Raw genomic sequence first — 25820 nt, 5'->3', positions numbered from 1 at the left:
AGAAGAACCTCTAGCACATGCTAGAGGTCCTGCCTACCTTACTATTCTTTATCTTTTTCTACTTCTTTTTTCTTATCTTCTACTACAGATACAACCGGTTTATCACTTGATAATTGTTGTACCGCTCCTTTTCCTGCAAATCCTTCTAATAGCTCTTTTAAGTCAATTCCAGAAGAAGCTTTTAAAGTTTCTTGCATCGTTGCCATTAAATCGGTCGCATAGCCCGCAACTTTTCCGGCCCCGCTATTTTTACCACCGCCGCCTGTATCGACAACTGTGATTTTATCAATGTTACTAAGCGGACTTGCAAGTTCCTTCGCATAACTTGGAAGCATTTTAAGAACCATATCCATAATTGCCGCTTGACCATATAATTCAAATGCTTCTGCAATTTTTTGTTTCGCTTCTGCTTCTGCTAAACCTTTTAACCTAATAACATCTGCCTCTGCTGTACCTTGTGCTTTTTGTACTTCCGCTTTCGCTTGACCTTGTGCTTTCTCAATCTCTGCTTTCGCTAAACCTTCTACACGAACTTCTTCTGCACGTGCTCTTGCTTCTGCTTCAATCTTATATTGATCCGCATCTGCCTTTTTCATTTGTTTTACTTTTTCCGCTTCTGCTGATTGTTCGACAGCATAGCGATCTGCATCTGCTTTTTTCTTCACTTCTGCATCATATTGCTTTTCACGACGTGCAATCTCTTTTTCTTCTAATTCAATTTGCTTTTCACGCTCAATGATTTTAACGCGCATTTGCTCTTCTGTAACACCTTGTTGCGCTTTCGCTTGTTGTAATTCGTAAGAAAGGTCCGCATCTGCACGAGCTTGTTCTTGATCTCTCTTATAGGACTGCACTTTTAATTCCTTATGTTTTTCAGCTTCAGCGATTTGTGCATCACGTTGATATTCTGCTTCTTTTGCTTCTTTCTCAGCACGAGCTTTTTCAATTCGTGCCTCTTTTTCACGCTCTGCATTTGCAACTGTTGCATCACGCTTAACCATTGCAATTTGCGGCTGTCCAAGCGCATCTAAGTATCCGTTTTTGTCCATTATTTCTTTAATTGTAAAAGAAACGATGCGAAGACCCATCTTCTTTAAATCTGTAGAAGCTACTTCATGCACCTTTTGAGCAAATTGCTCTCTATTACTATACGCATCTTCTACTGTCATAGAAGATAAGATAGCACGGAGATGCCCTTCTAAAACTTCTTTTGCTTCTATTTTTAACTCTTCCGTTTCTTTTCCTAAATATTGTTCAGCTGCTGTAGAAACTTCTTCAATTGTCGATCCTACTTTAATAATAGAAACACCATTTACTGTAATTGGTACACCTTGTTTCGTATACGTATCACGTGTACCAACTTCTAATTTGTAGTTTAATAGACTTAAAGGCTCTGCTCTTTGCATAATTGGAACTACAAAAGTACCGCCACCGCGAATAATCTTAATCTTCTTTCCATCATCAGTGGTAACAACATTTTTCCCACCACCAAGCCAGTTCCCTGTAACAATTAACGCTTCATCTGGACCAACTGTTCGATACTTCGTAATGAATACTAAAATGAGTAGAATTAAAATTGCGAGTAAAACTCCACCGACAATTAATGGAATCGTCATGTAAATTCCCCCTTATAATTTTGGTTTCTTTAAAGAATAAGCGATGTTTTGTACAAGCAAAACACCATCTTGAACTCCCTCGATAATAACTTCAGTTCCTTGTGAAATATCTTTCTTTCCAATTGTTTTAGCTGGGATTGCATTACTTCCAAATTGGGAGGAGATTAATACTTCACCAAATCCTTCTGTAGGAATTGTCGTAATGACTTCTCCCTTGCAACCAATGAATTCATCCATACGTTGTACGGTATTTTGTTCTGCTTCTGCAATCGGTTTTAAAATTAATATTTTCATTATGAAAACACCGATAAAAGATATAGCAAATGAACCAGCGAAAATAATAGTACTATTAAAGGAAAATAAATATTCTCCTATATAACTAAGTCCACATAACATAGCGAAGAAACTAAGTAGTAAAGTAACAACGGATACAGATCCGCCCCCAAAACTAAATATTGATTCAAATATATCTCCAAAGAAAATATAAATAACAGTGAGTATAGTAGCAATAATAAATCCATATAAATAAATTGTTTCAAGTGGATAACCAAACAAGAACATTTCTTATCCCCCTTTCTTAAACAATCCCTTTTTTGTTATGTGTATGCCTCACCTCTTTCAAAGATTATTAATCTCAATTTTCAGTTATTTACCCTTTAAAGAAAAACCTGTAAGACAGGTCTCTAAAAAAGAACAGGAGAAACCTATTGTGACAGGCTCCTCCTAGAAAATAACCGATATATTATATATCTATATAATACACTATTTTCCACAAAAAGTAAAGTTAAACATACATTGGAAAAGCACTTATTTTAGTGATAATGAGTACGTTCCATCGCCATTATCATATTTATATACATACAAGTAATACTTACCTGGTTTTGCATTTAATTTTGCTTCTATATGATTTCCATTAGCTTGACCGTAAGCAGCATAATTTTGCATATCTGATTCATGGTGAAGTACCCACGTCATCCCAATTCCATACTCATTTAAAACAGAAATATCGATATCTTTCGCTGATGCTACATTAAATGTATAAACATCGGTGTGATTCCCGCCGATAAGGCTACCTTTTATAGTAGTGTTTAGTCCGATACGATTTGCTTCCTCTTTACGATTATTTGGTTCAGATTCTGTTAAACTTCCATCTTTAATCGTAACAGTTGTTTCACTTCTACTCTCTTTTCCTTTATCATCTTTTACTCTTAACACTACTTTATAAGTTCCTTCTTTTTCATATGCATGTACTGGATTAACTTCTGTACTTGTTCTTCCGTCTCCAAACTCCCATGAATAAGAAACGATTTTTCCATCTTCGTCGTTTGATCCATCACTTTTGAATTGAATTCCTTCTTTTACAAGCCCATTATAAGGACCGTTTATATGAACTGTCGGAGCTTTATTTTCTCCGTCATCTTTTGCGATACCATGGAAGACTACGTCATATTCAAATTCATTGGAACTATTCACACGGTAATTGACGAAATATGCTGTAACCGTTTTGTAGCCGCTCCATTCTTTTTGCGCCAATTGTTCTAAAGCTTCATTTACTCTTTTACCCATTGCATTCCAGTCTTCTGATTCACCTTTTGTTACACTACCTGTAAACGTACCTTCTAATGTAAATGTATTAAAGAATTGAGACTCGTGTTTTGTCATTTTTGCATCTTTCATAGACAACGTCTCACTAATTTCTTTCTTCACTTCTGTTAACGACTTTGGTGCATGTTCAGCTAAATAATCATCTGCTACTTCCGGTACAGTGTACTTATCTTGATTATTAATTAACTGCTGCATATACTCTTGATACTCTTTATTTAGCTTAGAATCTTTACTTAGGTTTTCACGATATGCATCATAATTTTTCACGTCATTCGCACGAATTAAATCTTGAATTTTATCAAATGTTTCAAACTGATGCGTATATAAGTAAGACTGCAATGCGAACGAGTAGTTATAGAAATCCCAAGAACCATATTTAGCAAATAGTGTGCGCTCTGCTGTATAACGGCTTGCAGGATCAGATGATAATCCGCTAATGATGCTCTTTCTTGGTACAACGTTATTCGTACGAGTAGATCCTGCGAAAAACTCTGCATTTCCTTCTTGGAACCAAGTTAACCTTTCATTTTGATACATATCTCCTCTTCCAAATAGACCTGGTACTTCATATCTTCCTTGCAGGTAATGAGTAAATTCATGACGGAATAACTCTTCTAAACTATAAATACTTTGCTCTGGTGTACGCTCATATGTAAAGAATGTACCTGTCTCTTCAATATAAATTCCACCATTGTTTGTTTCATATCCATACAATTGTCTATTTAACTGATATTCATCTGGACTATTATAAATTACAATCGTTAATACATCATCCGCATTTCCTGGCTCTAACGCTTTGTCATTTCCAATTACACGATGATACTGTGCCTTTACTTCCTTCGCAGCCCAATATAGTCTCTTAATTTTTTCTTCTGATACTTTATCTCCTGTTTTGAACACAATTGATCCATCGTCGAATGTATACGTTTTTGGTAAGTATTGCTCTTTTCCTTCTTTACGTATTTTCTCTAAATCTACCGTATTCCCGCTATAATCTTTCCCATTATAATTTGTTGTAATTTGTTCTACCGCAACAAAATACGGTTCACTTAAACGCGGATACATATGCATCGCTTGTGTAACAACCTCTAGTCCTTTATTTGGATTGCTATGAAACTTCCCTAAACGGCTAGCAAAATAAATTCCATTATTAACGAGCCATTTATTTTCTGACGTTACTTCATTTAGAAGAGCAATACGATTTATTTCATTAATAAACCCATCTACTTTTCCATACCACATCGTTTCATTCGCTTCTTTACGGGCCTCATTTAAGTAAGACTGTATATCATAATCAATGCCTTGCATCATATCGTATACAGCTTGTCCTTTCATACGATCGTCTACATATGCATTAAAATTATCATTATATTGTTTTAAAATATTCGATGCGTATTGCACTGTTTCAACATCACTTGATGCATTACTAATTAATTTACCGTATGCAGATACTACTGTATCTTGCTCATTTGTTCCAAGCTTAAAGTTTGGATTTTTTGCGATTGCTTTTAAAGCCGGTAAGCATTTGTCCTGGAAGCTTCTTTCATTTAAAGCGCTTAATTCATTATTATAAAATGCAAGATAAAAAGCTGAACGTAACACTTCAGTAAACGTTTGAATTCCTTTTGAATCATCTTTCGTAAATGTACTACCTCTATGAGCTAATTCATCTATAATGACTTGCATTTTTCCGTTATCTTTATAAAAGGCTTTTGCATCTTCATTAAACTGGAATAAGTCTGTAATTTGATGCCACTTAATACTGCCTAACGTTTCAACTAACTCTTGATCATTCATTTTGTTTAAATCAGCCATTGAATAGCTGTCTTTAGCTTGCTTTACTGCCAAGTTCCTCGTAATAGATGCTGGTCGCTGTGAAAAATCTCCTACTTTTAAACGTTCTTGAAATGATAATGTTTCTTCGGCTTTAGAAACGTGTCCGATCTCATCTACTGGTTTTTCAATTCCAACTGGTTTCGAATGCAATACATTATATGGCACCTTTTCTTCTGCTGATACATTCGTTTGAATTGCCCCTAACGATAGCGCCATTGTACTAATACTAAGCATCATTTTATTAATTTTTGATTTCTTGTTCATATCATTGCCCCCTATTTATATATTCCATCCACGAAATTAACATATTATCCGGATAAAAAGATATAAAATGCAATATTTCATATTATTTCTTGATACAATTTGAACGTATCGTGAACGAAAAGTACTTACAATTTTCGCTACAGCTTCTCCATTATTTTATTGATTAAAACATCCTCGTATCCATATCCTTCCCCTATTCAAAAAGACCTTATCATAAGCATATTTCAACATGAAATTGCTATGATAAGGTCTTCTCAAATAATTATATATTTTTTGTAATAATAAGATAAAACGTTATTTATTTCTTAAATACTCTCTTTCTAAATACAAACATACTTAATGCTGAAAGAACAAATGCTAATCCAGAAAGTAAACTCGATGTGTTAGCTTGACTACCAGTTGCTGCTAAAGACTTCTGATTTTCCTCTTGCTTATTAACTTGTTGCTTATTTGAAACTTTTTCTTGCGTACTCTCTTGTCCTACCACCTTCACCGGCCCAACTTGATTATCCCCTTTTGGCTCTTGATTCAATCCAGTTGTTGATTCTTTTACCTCTTCTTTTGTACCTTCAACTTCTTTTACTGGTTCTTTCACTTCTTCTTTTGTACCTTCAACTTCTTTTACTGGCTCTTTTACTTCTTCTTTCGTTTCTTCAACTTCTTTTATCGGCTCTTTTACTTCTTCTTTTGTTTCTTCAACTTCTTTTACTGGCTCTTTTACTTCTTCTTTTGTTTCTTCAACTTCTTTTACTGGTTCTTTCACTTCTTCTTTTGTACCTTCAACTTCTTTTACTGGTTCTTTCACTTCTTCTTTTGTACCTTCAACTTCTTTTACCGGTTCTTTTACTTCTTCTTTCGTTTCTTCAACTTCTTTTACCGGCTCTTTTACTTCTTCTTTCGTTTCTTCAACTTCTTTTACCGGCTCTTTTACTTCTTCTTTCGTTTCTTCAACTTCTTTTACTGGCTCTTTTACTTCTTCTTTCGTTTCTTCAACTTCTTTTACCGGTTCTTTTACTTCTTCTTTCGTTTCTTCAACTTCTTTTACCGGTTCTGTCACTTCTTCTTTTTCAACTATATTTTGGATTACCGTTCCGTTAAAACTTATACTAATTTCATCAGAATCTAAATCAAATTTATATACCTTTTCACCTGGGGTACTCCATTTTATTACTCCGTTATTAAGCGTTCCGCCCTCACCTGTCATTTTGATATTGTCAATAGCTTCTCCTTCTAAGTCATATACAGGAACTTGAATTTCTTCATTTACTTTTGCTTCATCTAAAATGATTGTTTGTCTCCCGACATCAATTGAAAACCACTGCCCTAATTGTATTAGCGGTCTTACATCACAAATCTCATTCCCTGCTAAATTCAAGCTAAGTAAGTCCAGCATTGAACCAATAACCGTTACATCTTTAATATGATTGTCTGCAAGATTTAACCACTGTAAGTTTTTTAATGAAGATAACGGTGTTATATCTTCAATTTGATTATGAGATACATTCACAATATTTAATTGTTTCAAATTTGAGATGAACTCAATATTTTTCAAGCCTACTCCTTCTAAAGTGAGGTTTTCTAAGTTCGTCATGTACTCTAAACCTGTTACATCTTTTATCTCTTTTCCTTTTTCTTTAAGTATCTCTAATGTTTTAATCTGTAATAAATCTTCTTTTGTTATAGGAGCGTTTAAATTCTCTCTACCTAAATTCTCTTTATTAATATGTTGTTGTAAATGTTTATCCAGGATTACATTTTGACTTTCTTTTTGTTTTTCAACTATTTTCTGGACAACCATCCCATTAAATCTTATTTTACTTTCACCAGAGCTTGTATCTAATCTAAATTCATATGTTTTTTCTCCAGGACTATTCCATTTTATAAATCCATTATTCAGAATGGCCCCCTCACTTTTTAAATTGATATTTTGAAGTGGCTCCCCTTTAAGATTGTATATTGGAATTTGTATTTCTTCATCTACGCTTGCTTCACCTAAAAAGATTTTTTGTCGTTGAATATCAATTGAAATTCGCTTACCCAATTCCTCAACAGGCCTTACGTCAGCAATTTCATTCGCTCCTAGGTTCATCTCATGTAAATCTGTTAAATTACTCAGCGGTGATATATCAGAGATATAATTCTCTTCTAAATTCAGTACTTGTAATTTTCCTAATTTAGATAATGGTGATATATCTTTTATTTCACTATCAGCAATTTCTAGTTCAATAAGATTACTCATTTTACTAATAGATTCAACATTACTAATTTTATTGTTCCCTATCCATAATAGTTCCACATTACTTAATTGGTTAATTCCAGTAAGATCACTGATTTGATTATTGGCTAAGTATAACTGTTTCATAGTTGATAATGTAAATAATGGCTGGATGTCTTCAATGTTATTACCAACTAAATCTAATGTTTTAATTTTTTTCATTTTACTTAATGGTGTAAGATCAGAAATTTTATTATCTCTTAAAAAAAGCATATTAAGATTCTCTAACTGCTCAATTGGATGAATATTTTTAATTGGATTAGAAGTTAAATCTACGTACTTCAAATCTCTCAGTTTCGAGATGGCTGATATATCTGTTACATTAGATTCTCTTAACGTCAACTTCTCTAAATTTGTCATATGTTCTAAACCAGCTATTTCATTTATTCCTTCACCTGAATAAATGGATAATGTTTTAATCTTTAATAAATCTTCCTTAGTTATTGGATCATTTATATTTTCTCTATTTAAATTATGTTTATTAATATGCCTTTGTAATTGCTTATCTAATATTACATTTCCGCTTTCATCTTGTTGTTCCACTTTATCCTCTTTATTTTCCTTTTCTGGAGCATTGTTTTCTAAATTTAAAGCATTTACTTCAAACTGCACTTGATATTTATTATCATAGGCCATCGTTGGAATATAAATATGCATTTTCATATTATATCTTTTTCCCAATTCCCCAACTTCAAATTGAATAACCTTCGTTCCATTTTTCTTTTTGTCTTCTGATATAACCTTTACATCATGAAACACACCAGGAGTATGAATATCCTCTGTTTTCAAGTATTGGAAGAAATCGCTATCACTTAACGTTGCTGTTACAATTTTCTTTCCATTCTCAATTGTTAATTTCGGATCCTTTATATAAACAGCTGCCATAGACTCTTCATTCGTTTTATCTTTATATGCTTTAATAACAGCGTCATATGTACCATCTTCTAAACCTTGTCCCGTTTTATTCGCCTCAATTGCTACCGCCGCTAAAGCAGGTTTCGAATACACAGCAAATGGAAGTGATAACGCCGCCGCTATAATCATTGCATTTATATGTTTTTTTTTATTTTTTTTCAACTTTACATCTCCTCCAATATATATAATTCAAAATGTAATCATTTCTTGAATAAATGATAATGATTTTCATTATCATTGTCAACTAAAAAAATAATCCCTTTTAAAAGGGATTATGCCATTTTCTCTCCTGATTCTTCTTTAAAAAAGCTCTTCATCGCATGGAATACGTCTGCTTTTTGCTTTAAAATATAATATCTAAAGTTCTCATCTTTAATATTTTTATAGGCTGACATAAGCGTACTATGGCGGTTGTACTGATTCACTTCCCCATACCCAAACATATTACATTTCTTCATCAGCTCCTCAACAAGCTTTACACATCTCGCATTATCTGATGTTAAATTATCACCGTCTGAAAAATGGAATGGATAAATATTATAGCGGTCTGGTGAATATTTATTATCGATAAGCTCTAATGCCTTTTTATACACGGAAGAACATATCGTTCCGCCACTTTCTCCTTTTGAGAAAAATTCTTCTTCTGTAACAACTTTCGCTTCTGTATGATGAGCAATAAATTCAATATCAACTGTTTCATACTTTGTACGTAAAAATCTTGTCATCCAGAAAAAGAAGCTACGTGCCATATACTTCTCCCATATTCCCATCGATCCACTCGTATCCATCATCGCTAATACAACAGCTTTTGAATCTGGCTTTAACACTTCATTCCAAGTACGGAACTTTAAATCCTCTTGGTGAATTGGATGGAAAGATGCTTTACCACGCATTGCATTTCGTTTATATGCAGATATCATCGTTCGTTTCTTATCAATATTTCCCCATAGTCCTGTTTTTCTAATGTCATTAAATTCAATATGTTCAATCCGGTTTTCATCCATTTCTTTTCTCTTTAAATTAGGAAGCTCTAGCTCTTTGAAAAACGCTTGCTCTAATTCTAAAATAGAGACTTCAGCTTCATAATAATCTTCTCCAGCTGCATCTCCTGCACCTTGACCTTTTCCTGGGCCTTTTTGCTTTTGACCACCTGATCCATCTCTCGCAACGACATCACCAACTTTGCTATCACCAGTTCCTTGCCCAACGTGTTTGTTTTTATCATAATTGTACCGAATCTTATATTCATCTAAAGAACGAATTGGTATTTTTACAACATCCTTGCCATTAGACATAACAATGCTTTCTTCTGTTACAAGATCGGGTAAATTATTCTTAATTGCCTCTTGTACTTTTTCTTGATGGCGCTGTTGGTCGTCATATCCTTTGCGATGGAGGGACCAGTTTTCCTGTGAAATCGTATAATTTGGTTGATTTTCTTCGCTCATTCCTTTCCCTCCTTACTGTAATTGTCTTTCTCTATGAACAGCAATCTATAAATTTTGTTCTATAATGTTCAAGCTAAAATATTTGAAAGGTAACTGCCCATCGAAAATCACCCCATAAACATATATAACGTTTTACATACAATACTCCGAGCATCCTAAACAAAATTTTGCCACTCACATAATAGAAAGAAATATTCAGCCTCTGATAAGAAAGAAAGAAACACAATGCATTGTTGCACACATTTTCACTTTGCAACATATTGTATTGTGTTGGCTTTTTTCGTATGAATGGTTGGTTACTCTATCATATGCATATTGTAAAAATAATTGACAATAAATTCATGAAATTGCATCTTAATTTATTATATTTGGACAAGGTATGACACTTTACACATATGAATGGATAATAAAACGCTGTCCCGCAAAAAACAAGAGACAGCGTTTTGTTATCAAACTATCGATTTAGCAAGCTACCTACATAGCGTAATAATTCATTTGCCGAAGAAGAATTATAGCCATGCTCATCAATTAAACGTGCAACAACATCGTTGATTTTCTTAAGCTGATTTTCATCTGGTGTTTTCGTTGATGTTGTGATTTTCACGACATCTTTTAAATCAGCAAATAGCTTCTTCTGAATCGCTTCGCGAAGACGTTCATGCGAGTTATAATCGAAACGTTTTCCTTTACGCGCATAAGCAGAGATGCGAATTAAAATTTCTTCACGGAATGCTTTCTTCGCGTTTTCTGAAATTCCAATTTGTTCCTCAATTGAGCGCATTAGTTTTTCATCTGGGCTCATTTCTTCACCTGTTAATGGATCACGTAATTTCGATTTATTGCAATATGCTTCAACGTTATCTAAGTAATTATCCATAAGTGTCTTAGCCGATTCTTCGTATGAATATACGAATGCTTTTTGTACTTCTTTCTTAGCAATTTCATCATATTCTTTTCTTGCTAATGAAATGAAGTTCATATAGCGCTCACGATCTTCATTACTAATGGATGGATGCTGGTCTAATCCATCTTTTAAAGAACGAAGTACGTCTAGTGCATTAATAGATGGTACTTCTTTTCTAATAATTGTAGAAGAAATTCGGTTAATAACATAACGTGGGTCAATACCGCTCATACCTTCATCTTGGTATTCCCGTTGCAATTCTTCTACATCAATCGCATTATAACCCTCTACCATTTCACCATCATATAAACGCATCTTTTTGTTTAAATCAATATCTGGACGCTTCGGATCTTTTAAGCGAGTTAAAATTGTAAACATCGCTGCAACACGAAGTGTGTGTGGTGCAATATGCACATTCGATACATCACTTTCATGAATCATCTTCTCATAAATATGTTCCTCTTCACTCACTCGTAAATTGTATGGAACTGGCATTACAATAATTCTTGAATGCAATGCTTCATTTTTCTTATTTGCTATAAATGAGCGATACTCTGTTTCGTTCGTATGCGCTACAATTAATTCATCTGCTGAAATAAGCGCAAACCTTCCCGCTTTGAAATTACCTTCTTGCGTAAGCGATAATAAATGCCATAAAAACTTCTCATCGCATTTTAACATCTCTTGGAATTCCATCATCCCTCGGTTCGCCTTATTTAATTCTCCATCAAATCGATACGCACGAGGATCTGATTCTGAACCATATTCTGCAATTGTTGAAAAGTCTAGACTACCTGTTAAATCGGCAATATCTTGTGATTTTGGATCAGACGGGCTAAATGTACCAATCCCTGTACGACGATCTTCCGAGAAGAAAATACGCTCTACAACTACATCCTCAATTCTTGACCCATATTCTTGCTCTAGACGCATTACATTTAATGGTGATAAATTCCCTTCAATTCTCACTCCATACTCATCAAAGAAATCATCCCGTAAATGATGTGGAATTAAATGCAGTGGATCTTCGTGCATCGGGCAGCCTTTAATTGCAAAAATCGCTCCACGATCTGTACGTGAGTATGTTTCTAATCCTCGTTTCAACATCGTAACTAATGTTGATTTCCCTCCACTAACAGGACCCATTAATAATAAAATACGTTTTCTAACATCTAATCTTTTTGCAGACGGATGAAAATATTCTTCAACAAGACGCTCTAGTGCATCCTCTAGTCCAAACAGCTGATTACTAAAGAAATTATATTTTCTTCTACCATCAACTTCTTCGATTCCGGCATCTTTTATCATATTGTAAATGCGAGAGTGTGCTGTTTGAGCCACCCATGGTCTTTCTTTCACAAGCTCCAAATACTCCGCAAACGTACCTTCCCATTGTAAACGTTCTTCTGCTGCTCGATGCTGTTCAATCTTTTTTAGAATATCCATTATAGCTCCTCCCCCATCTCCTTGTTCAATCGGATTATTATAAAAGGTATGCTAGGATGTCCTTAAACATTCTTTAAATCAAAACGAAATATATAGTAGTGCTATAAAATTCTCTCCAAAATTCAAAGAAAATTCTGTATAATATAGGTATTAAAGTTTTCACACTGCTATTCATTATAAATAAATTCTTTTCTTCTAAGAACCTTACATACATTTCAATTCATAAATAGAATTCGTAAATCGAAAAAGTAGGGGGAGTATTAATATGAAATTATTATTAATTTTAGGTGTATCACTCACATTTCTTACAGCTATTTTCACATCTGGTTACAACGATAAACCAGGTACACATAAAAAGTGATGTGCTTTTAGCACATCACTTTTTTCTTTATACATCATGTATAATACATATTTTCCACATCATATTTTGATAAAGGGCGACTATAATAATAACCTTGTACAATTTCTACATTTTTTTCCTTCAAAAACTGTATTTGTTCTGCTTTTTCTACTCCTTCTGCAATTACATTCAATTCTAATGTATGAGCTAAATGAATAATTGCAGCCGTAATATTCGTATCACGTTCATCTACATGTATACCTTCCATAAAAGAGCGATCAATTTTCAAAGTATCAATTGGATATGTTTTCAAATAACTTAAAGACGAATACCCTGTTCCAAAATCATCTAAATGAATCTTTAAATTTTGTTCTTTTAATTGTAGCAACACTCTCTTTGATATGTCTTTATGTATAAGGGCTCCTTCTGTCACCTCTATCGCTAATAGATGAGCTGGTACATTGTACTTATTTAAAGCACGTGTAATCATCTCTATTAATGTAATAGATCGAAAATGTCTAGCTGAAATATTAACTGCAATCGGAACCACTTCATACCCTTTATTTAACCATTCACGTATTTGCTGACACACTTGATCTACTACCCACTCATCAAGCTTAATAATAAAACCTGTTCTTTCTGCCAGTGGAATAAATTGATTGGGAGGGACAAATCCTAATTCTTTATTCTCCCATCTTATTAAAGCTTCCATACTAGCTATTTTTTTCGTTTCAATATTAACCTGCGGCTGGTAATATAAGAAAAATTCATTTTTCTCTATAGCACGATGTAACTGATTTTCCATTACAAACCTTTTCTCACGTTCACAATCTAATCCTTTACAATAAAAATGATAATGCCCTTTTCCTTTTTCCTTTGCTTTTTCCAAAGCAGCATCAACTCTTTGAAAAAGTATTTTTTCATCGGCTCCATCTGTTGGTGCCATTACAATTCCAATTGATACACTTAAATACACGTCCTCTTCTTCAATTACAAAATGTTCACTAATCTTTTCTAATATGTTTTTTGCAACTTCCTCTACATATTCTTTCGTTATATTTTCTATTAACATAACAAATTGGTCATCATGTTCTCTAAATAAATGCATACCTTCTATTTCTAGATTGCTTAAACATTCTGTAACTTTTTGTAATACTTTATCTCCTTCTTTATGACCAAATGTATCATTAATAAGATGAAATTCATCCAAATCCATGAAAACTAGTGCAAGCTCTTTATTTTCATTTAAAAACTCATTTAGCTTGTTTGTGCATGAAATTCTATTCATTAAACCTGTTAATTGGTCATAATAAGCTAAGTATTCCGTCTTCATCTCATTTAATACTTGCCTTGTAACATCCCTCGTAACAATATACACCCCAACAATTTCACCGTTCACAATAATCGGGATCGTTCTCAAAGAAATATATAGTTCATATCCTTCTTTATGAACATATTTCTTTGAAACAATTTGTTTTGCTCTCCCCTGTAAAGCTTCCTTAAATATAATTTGAAAGTCTTTTTCATATTCTTTAATAATAAAGTTAAAAATAAAGTTATTATTTAACTCTTCATATCGGTATCCAAATATTTCATACGTTGCCGGATTAGCATATGTAATTCTACCTATAGAATCTATAGATATAATGGAGTCATTATTATATTCTAGTAATGACTTAAATAACATTTGTTTTTCCTCTATCTCTGCTTTCTCCTCAATCTGAGCTGTAATATCCCTTGTAATACAAATAATAAATTGACATACCCCTTCTTCATCGTATACAGGATTAACTGAAGACTCATAATGTAAATTACCAGTTGGGAAACTGATTACATCACAAAATGTGTGTGCTCTCGCCTCTCTCACCACTTTTGTATATTGCTCTTGTAATATTTTCACCTTATCTCCTGATAACACTTCTGCAAATGTTTTTCCGTAACATTCTTCACTTAATCCAGCATAGTCCATCCCTATTTTATTTATATAAATATATTTAAAGATCTCATCATCAATAACTTTCACAATAAATACTAAATCTTGAATAGCATGTAATAGTCCTTGTCTTATTAAATCCATATCTATCATACTTAAAAAGGTATTTTGATTGTTATATTGTTCCTTCATATTTATCTCAACCCGTCTTATCTATTTTTAATCATATATCCCATTCTATATGAATATGTACCTTTTTTAAAATGTATGACTACATATTATTTTTATTTATAAAAAAAGCCGCCTAATGGCGACTTTTAATAAACGATTTCTAAATCTAATCCTGGATAATTTTGTTGACGAAACGCTTCATAAATTAAAATTGCTGCTGTATTAGATAAATTTAATGAACGTACTTTATCCGTCATTGGAATACGTAAACAATGATCGAAGTTTTCTTCGATTACATTAGCTGGTAAGCCATTTGTTTCTCTTCCAAACACGAAATAATAATCCTTCTCACGTTTGCTATAATCAAATGCTGTATGAGCTTTCTCACCATACTTTGTTAAATAGAAGAATTCACCGTCTTTATTTTTCTCATAAAACTCTTCAATTGAATCGTAATACGTAACTTTTACGTGCTGCCAATAATCTAATCCTGCACGCTTTAACATTTTGTCATCCGTTGAAAACCCAAGCGGTCTAATCAAATGTAATTCTGTTCCAGTTGCTGCACAAGTACGTGCAATATTTCCTGTATTTGCTGGAATTTCTGGTTGATATAAAACAACATGTACACCCACGCGATATTCACCTCTGTTTTTTGTCTACTACGTATTATACCACTTGAACGAAAAATCTCTACCCATTAATAATATGAAAGAATTTATATTTCATTTGTGGTGTGTATTTACTAGAGTCCTCATAACTCCAATAACGCCGCCGGCTATTTGCTGAATGTGCATTTACAAGTGGCATACCATCTGCGTCTTTTGCTACTACAATCGTCGTATGATTCCACCTACCGTCATCTTCGAAATCGTAAGCAATGACATCACCAAGAATAAGGTCTTCCGGCTTTTCTACAGTTTCTCCTCGCAGGCCAACTGTAGAACCTGACAAGTACCAGTAAAAAGAGTGTGCGACAGCCCAGCTCCAACTCCACTGGTTCTCCCTTTGCCACCAACCTTTACGAATATTAGGATATCCGTTCATTGGTACTTCTCCAGTATGAAGACATTGAGAAATAAAATTTGTACAATTATCAGGAAAATTGCGATACACTGGGTTTCGATCATCCCACCAACGCTCTGCATATTTTACTGCCTCTAAACGATTATACTGATAAGAACCGTATTTCTCTTTCGCAACTTCTCTTTCTAATGTCTCACCTATTCCAATCTCTTCTGGCACTTCAATAGCATAATCACCTATTATCCGGCTATTATTTAAACAAACTCTTCGTTTTAATTGTTCCTCTTCGATATAAAATAATTCTTTATGCTTAATTAAATATTTAAAATGTACTTGATAATCAATTTCTTGATAATCACTACTATTTAGCTGTCTAATGAAAGAAACATCTGCTGTTGCTTTCACTATATCTGCACTACGTTTTTGAAACAATTGTTTCTTTCTTTGTGCTAGTTGTAATAAATCTTTAGCAATACCATCCACATTTGTTCGTTTCTCTGTTACATATGCTAAAAACTGTTGTACTTGTGTTTCAATATTTTCTTTTACAACCATTTCATCTCCCTCCCATATTACAATATGAAAAAGGGAGATATTATCTACTCTTTTTTCTGCGCTAACAATGCAAGCCCGCGATTCATTTCATGAAGAACTTCTTCATCCTTTTCACGTTCCATCGCTTTCTCAATGGCTTCGCCTACTCCATCTCCACCAATTTTCCCAAGTGCCCACGCTGCTGTTCCGCGTAGCACTGGTCTTGGATCATCTTTCATAACACCGATTAGATCAGGAATTGCTGATGCTTCTTTAAAATGCGCCAATGCTAAAATCGCATTTCGTTGCAATGGCTTTTTACCTCTCCATGACCCTGACATAATCCCATATTTCTCTTTAAAATCACGATTACTAATTGTTAAAAGTGGTGTTAAGAGCGGTTTAACTAATTCAGGATCTGGCTCCATCTCAGGATGATTATGAAAATCCATTCCTTTATTTTTTGGACACACAGTCTGACACGTATCACATCCATATATACGATTTCCTATTTTATCGCGATATTCTTCAGGTAGGAACCCTTTCGTCTGTGTTAAAAAAGCAATACATTTCTTCGAATCTAACTGTCCACCCTGTATTAAAGCACCTGTAGGACAAACATCAATACATTTTGTACAGCTTCCACATTGATCTTCTATCGGCTGATCTGGTGGAAATGGAACGTTTGTAATTATTTCTCCCAAGTATACATACGAACCAAATTCAGGTGTAATAATAGCGCAGTTCTTACCACTCCATCCGATACCTGCACGTTCTGATACAGCACGATCGCTTAACTCACCTGTATCAACCATTGACTTCACTTCTATATCTGGAAGCTTTTCAATTAAATATGCCTCTAACTTTTGCAAACGATCTCGTAAAACAAGATGATAATCTTGTCCCCAAGAGGCACGACAAAAAATCCCACGGCGTTCTCCACGTTTACTTAATGGTGCGTTTTTTAATTTTGAAGGATACGCTAAAGCAATCGCAATAATTGATTTTGCACCTGGTAATAAAAGCTGTGGATTCGTTCTTTTTTCTATATCAGACTCTTCAAATCCAGATTGATAATTTAATTGTTGCTGCTGGATTAACCGCTGCTTTAGCTCCTCAAATGGGGAAGCACTCGCAAAGCCTATTTTATCTATACCAATTGTTTTACTATATGCAATTACATCTTGCTTTAATTGTTCAAAATCCATTCTTAATCGCCTCCTCAGATGAACCCATCCCTTATGTAACGACTATATTGGTTAGCAATTCACTTTTGGAATACTATTCTTTACTTCTATTTTCGCATACTATTACGCTTTTCAAACATTAAAAAACGCAATGCCTCGTTTATCTCAGAAACGAAACACTGCGTTGATCACAATTTATTAGAAAAACATTAAATAAAATTTGGAGCGGGTGAAGAGAATCGAACTCTCGACCAGAGCTTGGAAGGCTCTTGTTTTACCACTAAACTACACCCGCAAATATGAAATACATATAAGATATTAGAATAACTTATGTAAAGTAGTATAGCATGTAAAAAAAACGGAAGCAAGAATTTTATCGAAAAAAGTCGAAAAAGTGATGAGAGACCTCATCACTTTTTCAATTCTTTATCAATCGCCTTCTTCATACTATCGAAATCAGGATTTGCAAGATTCCCGTTTATATATACTGAAGGAGCACCTTGAACTTTTAACTTTTGAGCACGATCTGAATCTTTACGTACTTTTTCTTTTATTTCTTTACTGTGTAAATCTTTTTTAAACTGTTCTACATCAACTTTTGGAAGTTTCTCTTTCACAATGCTAAGAAGTAATTCTTCTGTAATCCATTCTTCCGTATCTTTCTTTTGACTTTGATAAATCTCATCATAGAAAGTCCAGAATGAATCTTTATCTTGTTTATAAATTGCTTCACCAGCTGCTGCGCCTAAATCAGAGTCTTTTCCAATAAATGGGAAGTTAATAAAATATAACTGCACTTTACCTTTATCAATATATTCTTCTTTTAATCGTGGTAATACCGTTACATCCCAAGTACGACATGCTGGGCATTTGAAGTCTCCAAATTCAACTACCTTAACCGGAGCATCATCTTTACCTAAAGATTGTTGCGTAGAATAAGCAAACATCTCATTCCCTTTATCTTTTTTGTCATTTATGATGCTATACGCAATTGTTCCGATTACAATCAATACTGCGATAGAAAAAACTACACCAAGAGCCATGAGTTTATTTGATTTCATATACATTCCTCTTTAAATTCATATTCTGTATACAGCATTGTACACAATACACATAATATCAACACTTATATACGTCACGCAATGAACACGCTCACATAAATTACAAAAACACAATAATTGTGACGATATTGTGTCACAATTTGTCACAATTTATTCAAAAAAAGAAGCTCCTATGCAAGAGCTTCTCTTAACTTACTGCTTTTTCACGCGCATTATTTAACATCGACTGCTCTGTTTTTATATCATGGCGAATTACTAATTTCTCACTAACTGCTTGCACATACTCATCATGATTGATATATCCTTCTTTTTCCATTAATCTCAAAACTACATTTCGTCTCTCGACCGCTTTATCATAATTTTGCGCAGGTGAGTAATAAGCAGGTGCTTTCACTACAGCAGCCATCATCGCACTTTCAGCCAACGTTAATTGGTTCACCGTTTTACCGAAGTAAAGGTTGGCTGCTTTTTCAATTCCCCATGCTCCTTCTCCGTAATAAATATTACTTACATACAATTTTAAAATTTCATCCTTCGTAAATGTACGTTCAATTTTTTTTGTATAAAAAATCTCTTTCCACTTACGAGAAAATGTACGTTCATTCGTTAAAAAAGCATTTTTCGATAATTGCTGTGTAATTGTGCTTCCTCCTTGCACAACACCACCAGCTTTTATATTCTCAACAGACGCCCTAATAATTGCTATATAATCTAAACCATTATGATGATAAAACCTTTTATCTTCTGTCGCGATAAATGCATGTGTTAATGATTCTGGCACCTCTAACTTAGGCGGTACATGTAATTTACTAATATCACTTTTCTCGATCATTATATTTCCAACGAATAATAACGTACAACTTAACAATAATAATAAAATAATGGCTTTATAAAAGAATTTAGTCATTGGATTTAATGCAACTTTTTGATGATAGTTCACTCTAGATAATACTCGTTCTTTCATCTTGAACACCTCTTTTCCACACAGCATATATATCTCTTAACTTAAGAATACCTTGTTGTAAAAAAATATCCCATCGATTTCTCTTACACCTACCTTACATCATTGTAAGGTATAAAAATGTATTGTATCACAGTCTTTTTTTATCTACTATTCATCTGAAATATTGAATATACATTATTTTAAAACATTCATAACAAACAGCAGCGTAGAAATTAAGAGCGTTATACTTCCTTGATTCCACTTTATTCTTTTATTATATCATCTATAAATTTCTATTTTTAAACATCTAGTAATCTAATTATATATGATATATCATAATTATACAGAACTAATGTTCTCGAAATCAATACTAGCTTTATTATCATTTTGACCTTTTTCTGAAGTAATATACATAAGAAAAGGGTAGCTATTTGAGATACACTCAAATAGCTACCCTTTTCTTACAACCTGCCTATAAGGTTATATGGCTGTACTTCCCACGTTTCGTATGGGATGAAATGCGTTGCTCTCATCGCATCAACTGTTCTTGATTTCATATGAGGACGCGTTATATACTCATCGATGTTCTCTTCATTTAAAGCAATAAATTTAGCCTCTTGTATTTCTTCAGGTTGAATTTTTATATCACCACTCACATATGCCACTTTAAACACAACAGCTAAAATATGCATAGAAGCATTATAATAGACCCCTGTAATTCCGATAGGCTTCACCGATAATCCTGTTTCCTCTTTTATTTCCCTACAAACAGCTTGATCGAGTGCTTCTCCTTCTTCTACCTGTCCCCCAGGCATTTCCCACGTATCCGCTCGCCAATGTACTTTTGTTAAAAGCACCTCATTCTTTTCATTTGTTAAATAGCCTGCTACAGCAACGATATGCTTTGGTGTTTTATGCTCCATAGAAATACCTCCTAGAAATACAATCATTTAAAATACTATCTATGATCCTATTCCATAACTATAACAAAACACCTTTAAAACCTTATCATCTTAATTATTTCAATAAAAAAGACCCAGTTCGTTAAACGAAAGGGTCCTTTTTTATTATTCGCCTAAGTCTACGTTATGGTAAACTTGTTGTACATCTTCTAAATCTTCTAATGCATCAACCATTTTTTCAAATTGTACTTGAGCATCTTCAGGAAGTTCTACATCATTTTGTGCAAGCATTGTTAATTCTGCAACTGTAAATTCTTCAATACCAGCATCTTTAAGTGCAGATTGTACTGAGTGGAATTGATCAGGTTCAGCATAAACGATAACAGAATCTTCTTCTTCTAGAATGTCACGTGCATCTACATCTGCTTCCATTAAAATTTCAAGAACTTCATCTGATGTTTTACCTTCAAGACCGATAACAGCTGTCGCATCGAACATGTAAGCTACAGAACCATTTACGCCCATGTTACCACTGTTTTTGCTAAATGCAGCTCGTACATCTGCTGCAGTACGGTTTACGTTATTTGTAAGTGTATCTACAATTACCATAGATCCATTTGGTCCAAATCCTTCGTAACGAAGCTCATCATAGTTTTCTTCTGAACCGCCTTTTGCTTTTTCAATTGCACGATCGATAATTGTTCTTGGTACATTGTATGTTTTCGCACGCTCTAATACAACTCTTAACGTTTGGTTTGATTCAGGATCTGGCTCGCCTTGTTTTGCTGCCACATAAATTTCACGTCCAAATTTCGCGTATATACGGCTTGTATTTGCATCTTTTGATGCTTTTTTGTCTTTAATGTTGTTCCATTTACGGCCCATACTTTCCACTCTCTTTCTCGTTTTAAATCTACATAAAAATATTAATATGAAATATAATGTGTATTCAACACATTTTTAAAAGAAATATAAAAAGTTCACTTTTGATTCATATTACAGACATAATATAAATCATTATCATTTTGTTCTTTCGACAAGTTATATTATACATGAATTTTTACGTTTATTACGAATTTTAGCATCACATAATATAATTTAACAAAAAAGACTCTAACATTTCTGTTAGAGTCTTTTTACATCGTCGATACCGATTGTCCGGGCCGCACCGACACTCCCGAAGGAACACGATTTTGAGTCTTTCTAGGTGACATTTATATAGTTATATAGAGTGTTCCCCCTAAAATCCTTTATTTTAAAGTATTTTAAAAATTTTGAGCTTCTTTAAACATGATGAATTAAAATGAAACGAAGCCAAAATGGAATCACAATAAATAACTGATACTTTTTACTTTCATTTCTCTCTTGATTAAAATTATCATATTTCATTTATTACTTTATTTCCCGCTAAACAATAAGGAAAAGGGAAAAATTACCACAACCTCCCCCTAATTACTTTTTATTGCTGTATAATTAAAACAGGAAAATAATTTTGGAATTCAAAGATTTGAAGGATGGGAGAGAATTATGACACATTTAAATGAAAAAAAAGCACATGGTCTTAAAGGGATAGGAGAAAAGCTAAACCCAACTATCTATCAAGTGAGATTCATGAAATTAGATGAACCAATTCAATTTGAGTCATTCCCTAAATTAAAGGAATTAGGGGAATGGTTGAGTACTTCAACGCAAATGTGGTCGTGCCACTCAACTATGTACAAGTACAACAGAGAAGAGTTTGAAAAGAAGTTTTTAGAAATTACAAAGTTAACAGTTGATAATGTGCTAATATCTACTGGTGGTGTCGGATTTAACTTCATGTCACCAGGGTGGAGAGATTCTCTATAAAATGAAACACTAAAGGGATAAAAATGAATGTTCATTTTTATCCCTTTAGTGTTTCACAGTTTGCTTTAACTGTATAACATGAGCTTTGATAGTATTAGTCCTTATTTTGTAGTGCGATGAAAACACAAAAAAACTCTACACAACTAGTGTAGAGCCTTGATGTTACGCCGTTCGTGATACCGATGGTCGGGGTCGAACCGACACTCCCGAAGGAACACGATTTTGAGTCGTGCGCGTCTGCCAATTCCGCCACATCGGCACAATAATAAAGGCGGCAACCGGATTTGAACCGGTGATAAAGGTTTTGCAGACCTCTGCCTTACCACTTGGCTATGCCGCCATATTTAATTTAATTGGAGCGGAAGACGGGATTCGAACCCGCGACCCCAACCTTGGCAAGGTTGTATTCTACCACTGAACTACTTCCGCAAAAATGGCTGGGCTAGCTGGATTCGAACCAGCGCATGACGGAGTCAAAGTCCGTTGCCTTACCGCTTGGCTATAGCCCATCGAATTCTTACTTAATTATATGTAAGTATCAATTAGATTATTTGTAATTTTTAAAATAAAAATGGGGCGACTGATGGGAATCGAACCCACGAATGCCGGAGCCACAATCCGGTGCGTTAACCACTTCGCCACAACCGCCATGTTGTGTAAATATATTTGGCAGGGGCAGTAGGAATCGAACCCACACTGGAGGTTTTGGAGACCTCAGTTCTACCTTTAAACTATGCCCCTATGTAAATGGTGGAGGGGGGCAGATTCGAACTGCCGAACCCGAAGGAGCGGATTTACAGTCCGCCGCGTTTAGCCACTTCGCTACCCCTCCGAAACTTACATGGTGCCGGCTAGAGGACTTGAACCCCCAACCTACTGATTACAAGTCAGTTGCTCTACCAATTGAGCTAAGCCGGCGTATTGTATTAAGATAAATGGTGGCTCGGGACGGAATCGAACCGCCGACACGAGGATTTTCAGTCCTCTGCTCTACCGACTGAGCTACCGAGCCTTATTAAAAAAATGGCGGTCCCGACCGGGGTCGAACCGGCGATCTCCTGCGTGACAGGCAGGCATGTTAACCACTACACCACGGGACCATTTGGTTGCGGGGACAGGATTTGAACCTGCGACCTTCGGGTTATGAGCCCGACGAGCTACCGTGCTGCTCCACCCCGCGATAATACTATTCATATAAAATTTATATGGTGGAGGATGACGGGATCGAACCGCCGACCCCCTGCTTGTAAGGCAGGTGCTCTCCCAGCTGAGCTAATCCTCCAAAGTGGTGACCCGTACGGGATTCGAACCCGTGTTACCGCCGTGAAAGGGCGGTGTCTTAACCACTTGACCAACGGGCCAAATATTATAAATCCTTATGGCGGAGAGCAAGGGATTCGAACCCTTGATACGCTTGTGACGTATACACGATTTCCAATCGTGCTCCTTCGGCCAACTCGGACAGCTCTCCAATGGCTCCGCAGGTAGGAATCGAACCTACGACCGATCGGTTAACAGCCGATAGCTCTACCGCTGAGCTACTGCGGAATAATATTGCCTGGCAACGTCCTACTCTCACAGGGACAAGGTCCCAACTACCATCGGCGCTAGAGAGCTTAACTTCCGTGTTCGGTATGGGAACGGGTGTGACCTCTCTGCCATCATTACCAGACATTATTCTTTTGAGACAATCATTATTATAACTTATTCACTTTAAAAGTCAACAAGTTTTTTTATGTTCTCTCAAAACTAGATAACATTTGCTACATATTATATGGTTAAGTCCTCGATCTATTAGTATTCGTCAGCTCCACATGTCACCATGCTTCCACCTCGAACCTATCAACCTGATCATCTTTCAGGGATCTTACTAGCTTACGCTATGGGAAATCTCATCTTGAGGGGGGCTTCATGCTTAGATGCTTTCAGCACTTATCCCTTCCGCACATAGCTACCCAGCTATGCCCTTGGCAGAACAACTGGTACACCAGCGGTGCGTCCATCCCGGTCCTCTCGTACTAAGGACAGCTCCTCTCAAATTTCCTACGCCCACGACGGATAGGGACCGAACTGTCTCACGACGTTCTGAACCCAGCTCGCGTACCGCTTTAATGGGCGAACAGCCCAACCCTTGGGACCGACTACAGCCCCAGGATGCGATGAGCCGACATCGAGGTGCCAAACCTCCCCGTCGATGTGGACTCTTGGGGGAGATAAGCCTGTTATCCCCGGGGTAGCTTTTATCCGTTGAGCGATGGCCCTTCCATGCGGAACCACCGGATCACTAAGCCCGACTTTCGTCCCTGCTCGACTTGTAGGTCTCGCAGTCAAGCTCCCTTATGCCTTTGCACTCTACGAATGATTTCCAACCATTCTGAGGGAACCTTTGGGCGCCTCCGTTACACTTTAGGAGGCGACCGCCCCAGTCAAACTGCCCACCTGACACTGTCTCCCGGGTCGATAAGACCCGTAGGTTAGAATTTCAATACAGTCAGGGCGGTATCCCACCAGCGCCTCCACCGAAGCTAGCGCTCCGGTTTCAATGGCTCCCGCCTATCCTGTACAAACTGTACCAAAATTCAATATCAGGCTACAGTAAAGCTCCACGGGGTCTTTCCGTCCTGTCGCGGGTAACCTGCATCTTCACAGGTACTATAATTTCACCGAGTCTCTGGTTGAGACAGTGCCCAAATCGTTACACCTTTCGTGCGGGTCGGAACTTACCCGACAAGGAATTTCGCTACCTTAGGACCGTTATAGTTACGGCCGCCGTTTACTGGGGCTTCAGTTCAGAGCTTCGCTTACGCTAACCCCTCTCCTTAACCTTCCAGCACCGGGCAGGTGTCAGCCCCTATACTTCGCCTTACGGCTTCGCAGAGACCTGTGTTTTTGCTAAACAGTCGCTTGGGCCTATTCACTGCGGCTTTCCGTTAAGAAAGCACCCCTTCTCCCGAAGTTACGGGGTCATTTTGCCGAGTTCCTTAACCAGAGTTCTCTCGCACACCTTAGGATTCTCTCCTCGCCTACCTGTGTCGGTTTGCGGTACAGGCACCTTTTATCTCGCTAGAAGCTTTTCTTGGCAGCGGGGAATCAAAGACTTCGCTCCATAAGGAGCTTCCCCATCACAGCTCAGCCTTCACGATAAGCGGATTTGCCTACTTATCAGCCTAACTGCTTGGACGTGCACAACCAATCGCACGCTTCTTCTATCCTTCTGCGTCCCTCCATTGCTCAAACGATAAAGAGGTGGTACAGGAATATCAACCTGTTGTCCATCGCCTACGCCTGTCGGCCTCGGCTTAGGTCCTGACTAACCCTGAGCGGACGAGCCTTCCTCAGGAAACCTTAGGCATTCGGTGGACGGGATTCTCACCCGTCTTTCGCTACTCATACCGGCATTCTCACTTCTAAGCGCTCCACCAGTCCTTCCGGTCTGACTTCACTGCACTTAGAACGCTCCCCTACCACTGATACCATTGGTATCAATTCGCAGCTTCGGTGGTGTATTTAGCCCCGGTACATTTTCGGCGCAGAGTCACTCGACTAGTGAGCTATTACGCACTCTT

At 35.9% G+C, this 25820-nt stretch carries 15 protein-coding genes, 16 tRNA genes and 2 rRNA genes (1 of these 33 running past the window's edge); 1 reads left to right on the top strand and 32 read right to left on the bottom strand.

Features of this window, described 5'->3' with window-relative positions:
* Positions 1–41 precede the first annotated feature (41 nt).
* The 15 genes from F0362_RS02935 to F0362_RS02865 all read right to left on the bottom strand — a co-directional run bounded on the left by F0362_RS02935 (position 42) and on the right by F0362_RS02865 (position 21291).
* Positions 42–1616, bottom strand: a complete 1575-nt coding sequence (locus F0362_RS02935; protein WP_000155031.1) for a flotillin family protein — start codon at positions 1614–1616, stop codon at positions 42–44.
* A 12-nt stretch (positions 1617–1628) separates the two neighbouring features.
* Positions 1629–2177 (bottom strand): NfeD family protein, encoded by a 549-nt coding sequence (locus tag F0362_RS02930; protein WP_000478273.1) that lies wholly within the window; start codon positions 2175–2177, stop codon positions 1629–1631.
* 246 nt (positions 2178–2423) lie between these two features.
* Positions 2424–5321, bottom strand: coding sequence for a collagenase ColA (gene colA, locus F0362_RS02925; protein ID WP_149889636.1), 2898 nt, complete (start codon positions 5319–5321; stop codon positions 2424–2426).
* A 298-nt stretch (positions 5322–5619) separates the two neighbouring features.
* On the bottom strand, positions 5620–8673 hold the full coding sequence (locus F0362_RS02920; RefSeq protein ID WP_149889635.1) for a leucine-rich repeat domain-containing protein: 3054 nt from the start codon (positions 8671–8673) through the stop codon (positions 5620–5622).
* 110 nt (positions 8674–8783) lie between these two features.
* Positions 8784–9959, bottom strand: a complete 1176-nt coding sequence (gene yhbH / locus F0362_RS02915; protein WP_001288242.1) for a sporulation protein YhbH — start codon at positions 9957–9959, stop codon at positions 8784–8786.
* 454 nt (positions 9960–10413) lie between these two features.
* On the bottom strand, positions 10414–12309 hold the full coding sequence (locus F0362_RS02910; protein ID WP_000353271.1) for a PrkA family serine protein kinase: 1896 nt from the start codon (positions 12307–12309) through the stop codon (positions 10414–10416).
* Between the two features lie 395 nt (positions 12310–12704).
* Entirely contained in the window at positions 12705–14774 is a 2070-nt protein-coding gene (locus tag F0362_RS02905) for a sensor domain-containing protein (protein WP_000664279.1), read from the bottom strand.
* Between the two features lie 125 nt (positions 14775–14899).
* Positions 14900–15388, bottom strand: a complete 489-nt coding sequence (trmL, locus tag F0362_RS02900) for a tRNA (uridine(34)/cytosine(34)/5-carboxymethylaminomethyluridine(34)-2'-O)-methyltransferase TrmL (protein ID WP_000538149.1) — start codon at positions 15386–15388, stop codon at positions 14900–14902.
* Between the two features lie 58 nt (positions 15389–15446).
* Positions 15447–16334: an amidase domain-containing protein gene (locus F0362_RS02895; RefSeq protein WP_000260517.1), complete on the bottom strand. Its 888-nt coding sequence runs from the start codon at positions 16332–16334 to the stop codon at positions 15447–15449.
* A gap of 44 nt (positions 16335–16378) precedes the next feature.
* Positions 16379–17521: a tRNA epoxyqueuosine(34) reductase QueG gene (gene queG, locus F0362_RS02890; protein ID WP_000345226.1), complete on the bottom strand. Its 1143-nt coding sequence runs from the start codon at positions 17519–17521 to the stop codon at positions 16379–16381.
* Between the two features lie 200 nt (positions 17522–17721).
* Positions 17722–17795, bottom strand: a tRNA-Gly gene (locus tag F0362_RS02885).
* A 115-nt stretch (positions 17796–17910) separates the two neighbouring features.
* On the bottom strand, positions 17911–18561 hold the full coding sequence (locus F0362_RS02880; RefSeq protein WP_000841321.1) for a DsbA family protein: 651 nt from the start codon (positions 18559–18561) through the stop codon (positions 17911–17913).
* 187 nt (positions 18562–18748) lie between these two features.
* A complete protein-coding gene (locus F0362_RS02875) occupies positions 18749–19525 on the bottom strand; it encodes a transglycosylase domain-containing protein (protein WP_000664700.1) in 777 nt (258 codons plus the stop codon).
* 440 nt (positions 19526–19965) lie between these two features.
* Positions 19966–20427 carry an NUDIX hydrolase gene (locus F0362_RS02870; RefSeq protein WP_000400461.1) on the bottom strand — a complete coding sequence of 154 codons (462 nt, stop codon included), beginning with the start codon at positions 20425–20427 and terminating at the stop codon, positions 19966–19968.
* 144 nt (positions 20428–20571) lie between these two features.
* The gene (locus F0362_RS02865; RefSeq protein WP_000532958.1) at positions 20572–21291 is read right to left on the bottom strand and encodes a YebC/PmpR family DNA-binding transcriptional regulator; all 720 of its coding nucleotides are present in this window, start codon (positions 21289–21291) and stop codon (positions 20572–20574) included.
* 642 nt (positions 21292–21933) lie between these two features.
* Here F0362_RS02865 and F0362_RS02860 point away from each other — a divergent pair.
* Positions 21934–22254, top strand: a complete 321-nt coding sequence (locus F0362_RS02860) for a DUF3884 family protein (RefSeq protein ID WP_000149352.1) — start codon at positions 21934–21936, stop codon at positions 22252–22254.
* 177 nt (positions 22255–22431) lie between these two features.
* On the opposite strand, the gene F0362_RS02855 is transcribed toward F0362_RS02860, so the two are convergent.
* From F0362_RS02855 to F0362_RS02775, 17 genes are all read right to left on the bottom strand, one after another.
* Positions 22432–22513, bottom strand: a tRNA-Leu gene (locus F0362_RS02855).
* 10 nt (positions 22514–22523) lie between these two features.
* A tRNA-Cys gene (locus F0362_RS02850) sits at positions 22524–22594 on the bottom strand.
* 14 nt (positions 22595–22608) lie between these two features.
* Positions 22609–22683: transfer RNA gene (locus F0362_RS02845), tRNA-Gly, on the bottom strand.
* A 5-nt stretch (positions 22684–22688) separates the two neighbouring features.
* Positions 22689–22763, bottom strand: a tRNA-Gln gene (locus F0362_RS02840).
* A gap of 63 nt (positions 22764–22826) precedes the next feature.
* Positions 22827–22902: transfer RNA gene (locus F0362_RS02835), tRNA-His, on the bottom strand.
* A gap of 19 nt (positions 22903–22921) precedes the next feature.
* A tRNA-Trp gene (locus F0362_RS02830) sits at positions 22922–22995 on the bottom strand.
* Positions 22996–23002: 7 nt separating this feature from the next.
* Positions 23003–23086 (bottom strand) — tRNA-Tyr (locus F0362_RS02825).
* A 10-nt stretch (positions 23087–23096) separates the two neighbouring features.
* A tRNA-Thr gene (locus F0362_RS02820) sits at positions 23097–23172 on the bottom strand.
* An 18-nt stretch (positions 23173–23190) separates the two neighbouring features.
* Positions 23191–23266: transfer RNA gene (locus F0362_RS02815), tRNA-Phe, on the bottom strand.
* A gap of 12 nt (positions 23267–23278) precedes the next feature.
* A tRNA-Asp gene (locus tag F0362_RS02810) sits at positions 23279–23354 on the bottom strand.
* Positions 23355–23357: 3 nt separating this feature from the next.
* Positions 23358–23434 (bottom strand) — tRNA-Met (locus F0362_RS02805).
* Positions 23435–23460: 26 nt separating this feature from the next.
* A tRNA-Val gene (locus tag F0362_RS02800) sits at positions 23461–23536 on the bottom strand.
* Between the two features lie 4 nt (positions 23537–23540).
* Positions 23541–23615, bottom strand: a tRNA-Glu gene (locus F0362_RS02795).
* Positions 23616–23633: 18 nt separating this feature from the next.
* Positions 23634–23725, bottom strand: a tRNA-Ser gene (locus F0362_RS02790).
* A 2-nt stretch (positions 23726–23727) separates the two neighbouring features.
* A tRNA-Asn gene (locus F0362_RS02785) sits at positions 23728–23802 on the bottom strand.
* A gap of 8 nt (positions 23803–23810) precedes the next feature.
* Positions 23811–23926, bottom strand: a 5S ribosomal RNA gene (rrf, locus tag F0362_RS02780).
* 102 nt (positions 23927–24028) lie between these two features.
* Positions 24029–25820: ribosomal RNA gene (locus F0362_RS02775) — 23S ribosomal RNA — on the bottom strand (it continues 1130 nt past the right edge of the window).

This window comes from Bacillus sp. BS98, from assembly GCF_008432245.1.
Classification (GTDB): domain Bacteria; phylum Bacillota; class Bacilli; order Bacillales; family Bacillaceae_G; genus Bacillus_A; species Bacillus_A toyonensis.
This window is presented reverse-complemented; position numbering and strand designations above follow the sequence as displayed.

What these genes read in the sequence shown, in the direction of transcription:
- F0362_RS02935 (WP_000155031.1), bottom strand. Translation starts at nt 1,616, where the DNA reads ATGACGATTCCATTAATTGTCGGTGGAGTTTTACTCGCAATTTTAATT.
- F0362_RS02930 (WP_000478273.1), bottom strand. Translation starts at nt 2,177, where the DNA reads ATGTTCTTGTTTGGTTATCCACTTGAAACAATTTATTTATATGGATTT.
- colA (WP_149889636.1), bottom strand. Translation starts at nt 5,321, where the DNA reads ATGAACAAGAAATCAAAAATTAATAAAATGATGCTTAGTATTAGTACA.
- yhbH (WP_001288242.1), bottom strand. Translation starts at nt 9,959, where the DNA reads ATGAGCGAAGAAAATCAACCAAATTATACGATTTCACAGGAAAACTGG.
- F0362_RS02910 (WP_000353271.1), bottom strand. Translation starts at nt 12,309, where the DNA reads ATGGATATTCTAAAAAAGATTGAACAGCATCGAGCAGCAGAAGAACGT.
- F0362_RS02905 (WP_000664279.1), bottom strand. Translation starts at nt 14,774, where the DNA reads ATGAAGGAACAATATAACAATCAAAATACCTTTTTAAGTATGATAGAT.
- F0362_RS02895 (WP_000260517.1), bottom strand. Translation starts at nt 16,334, where the DNA reads ATGGTTGTAAAAGAAAATATTGAAACACAAGTACAACAGTTTTTAGCA.
- queG (WP_000345226.1), bottom strand. Translation starts at nt 17,521, where the DNA reads ATGGATTTTGAACAATTAAAGCAAGATGTAATTGCATATAGTAAAACA.
- F0362_RS02880 (WP_000841321.1), bottom strand. Translation starts at nt 18,561, where the DNA reads ATGAAATCAAATAAACTCATGGCTCTTGGTGTAGTTTTTTCTATCGCA.
- F0362_RS02875 (WP_000664700.1), bottom strand. Translation starts at nt 19,525, where the DNA reads ATGAAAGAACGAGTATTATCTAGAGTGAACTATCATCAAAAAGTTGCA.
- F0362_RS02870 (WP_000400461.1), bottom strand. Translation starts at nt 20,427, where the DNA reads ATGGAGCATAAAACACCAAAGCATATCGTTGCTGTAGCAGGCTATTTA.
- F0362_RS02865 (WP_000532958.1), bottom strand. Translation starts at nt 21,291, where the DNA reads ATGGGCCGTAAATGGAACAACATTAAAGACAAAAAAGCATCAAAAGAT.
- F0362_RS02860 (WP_000149352.1), top strand. Translation starts at nt 21,934, where the DNA reads ATGACACATTTAAATGAAAAAAAAGCACATGGTCTTAAAGGGATAGGA.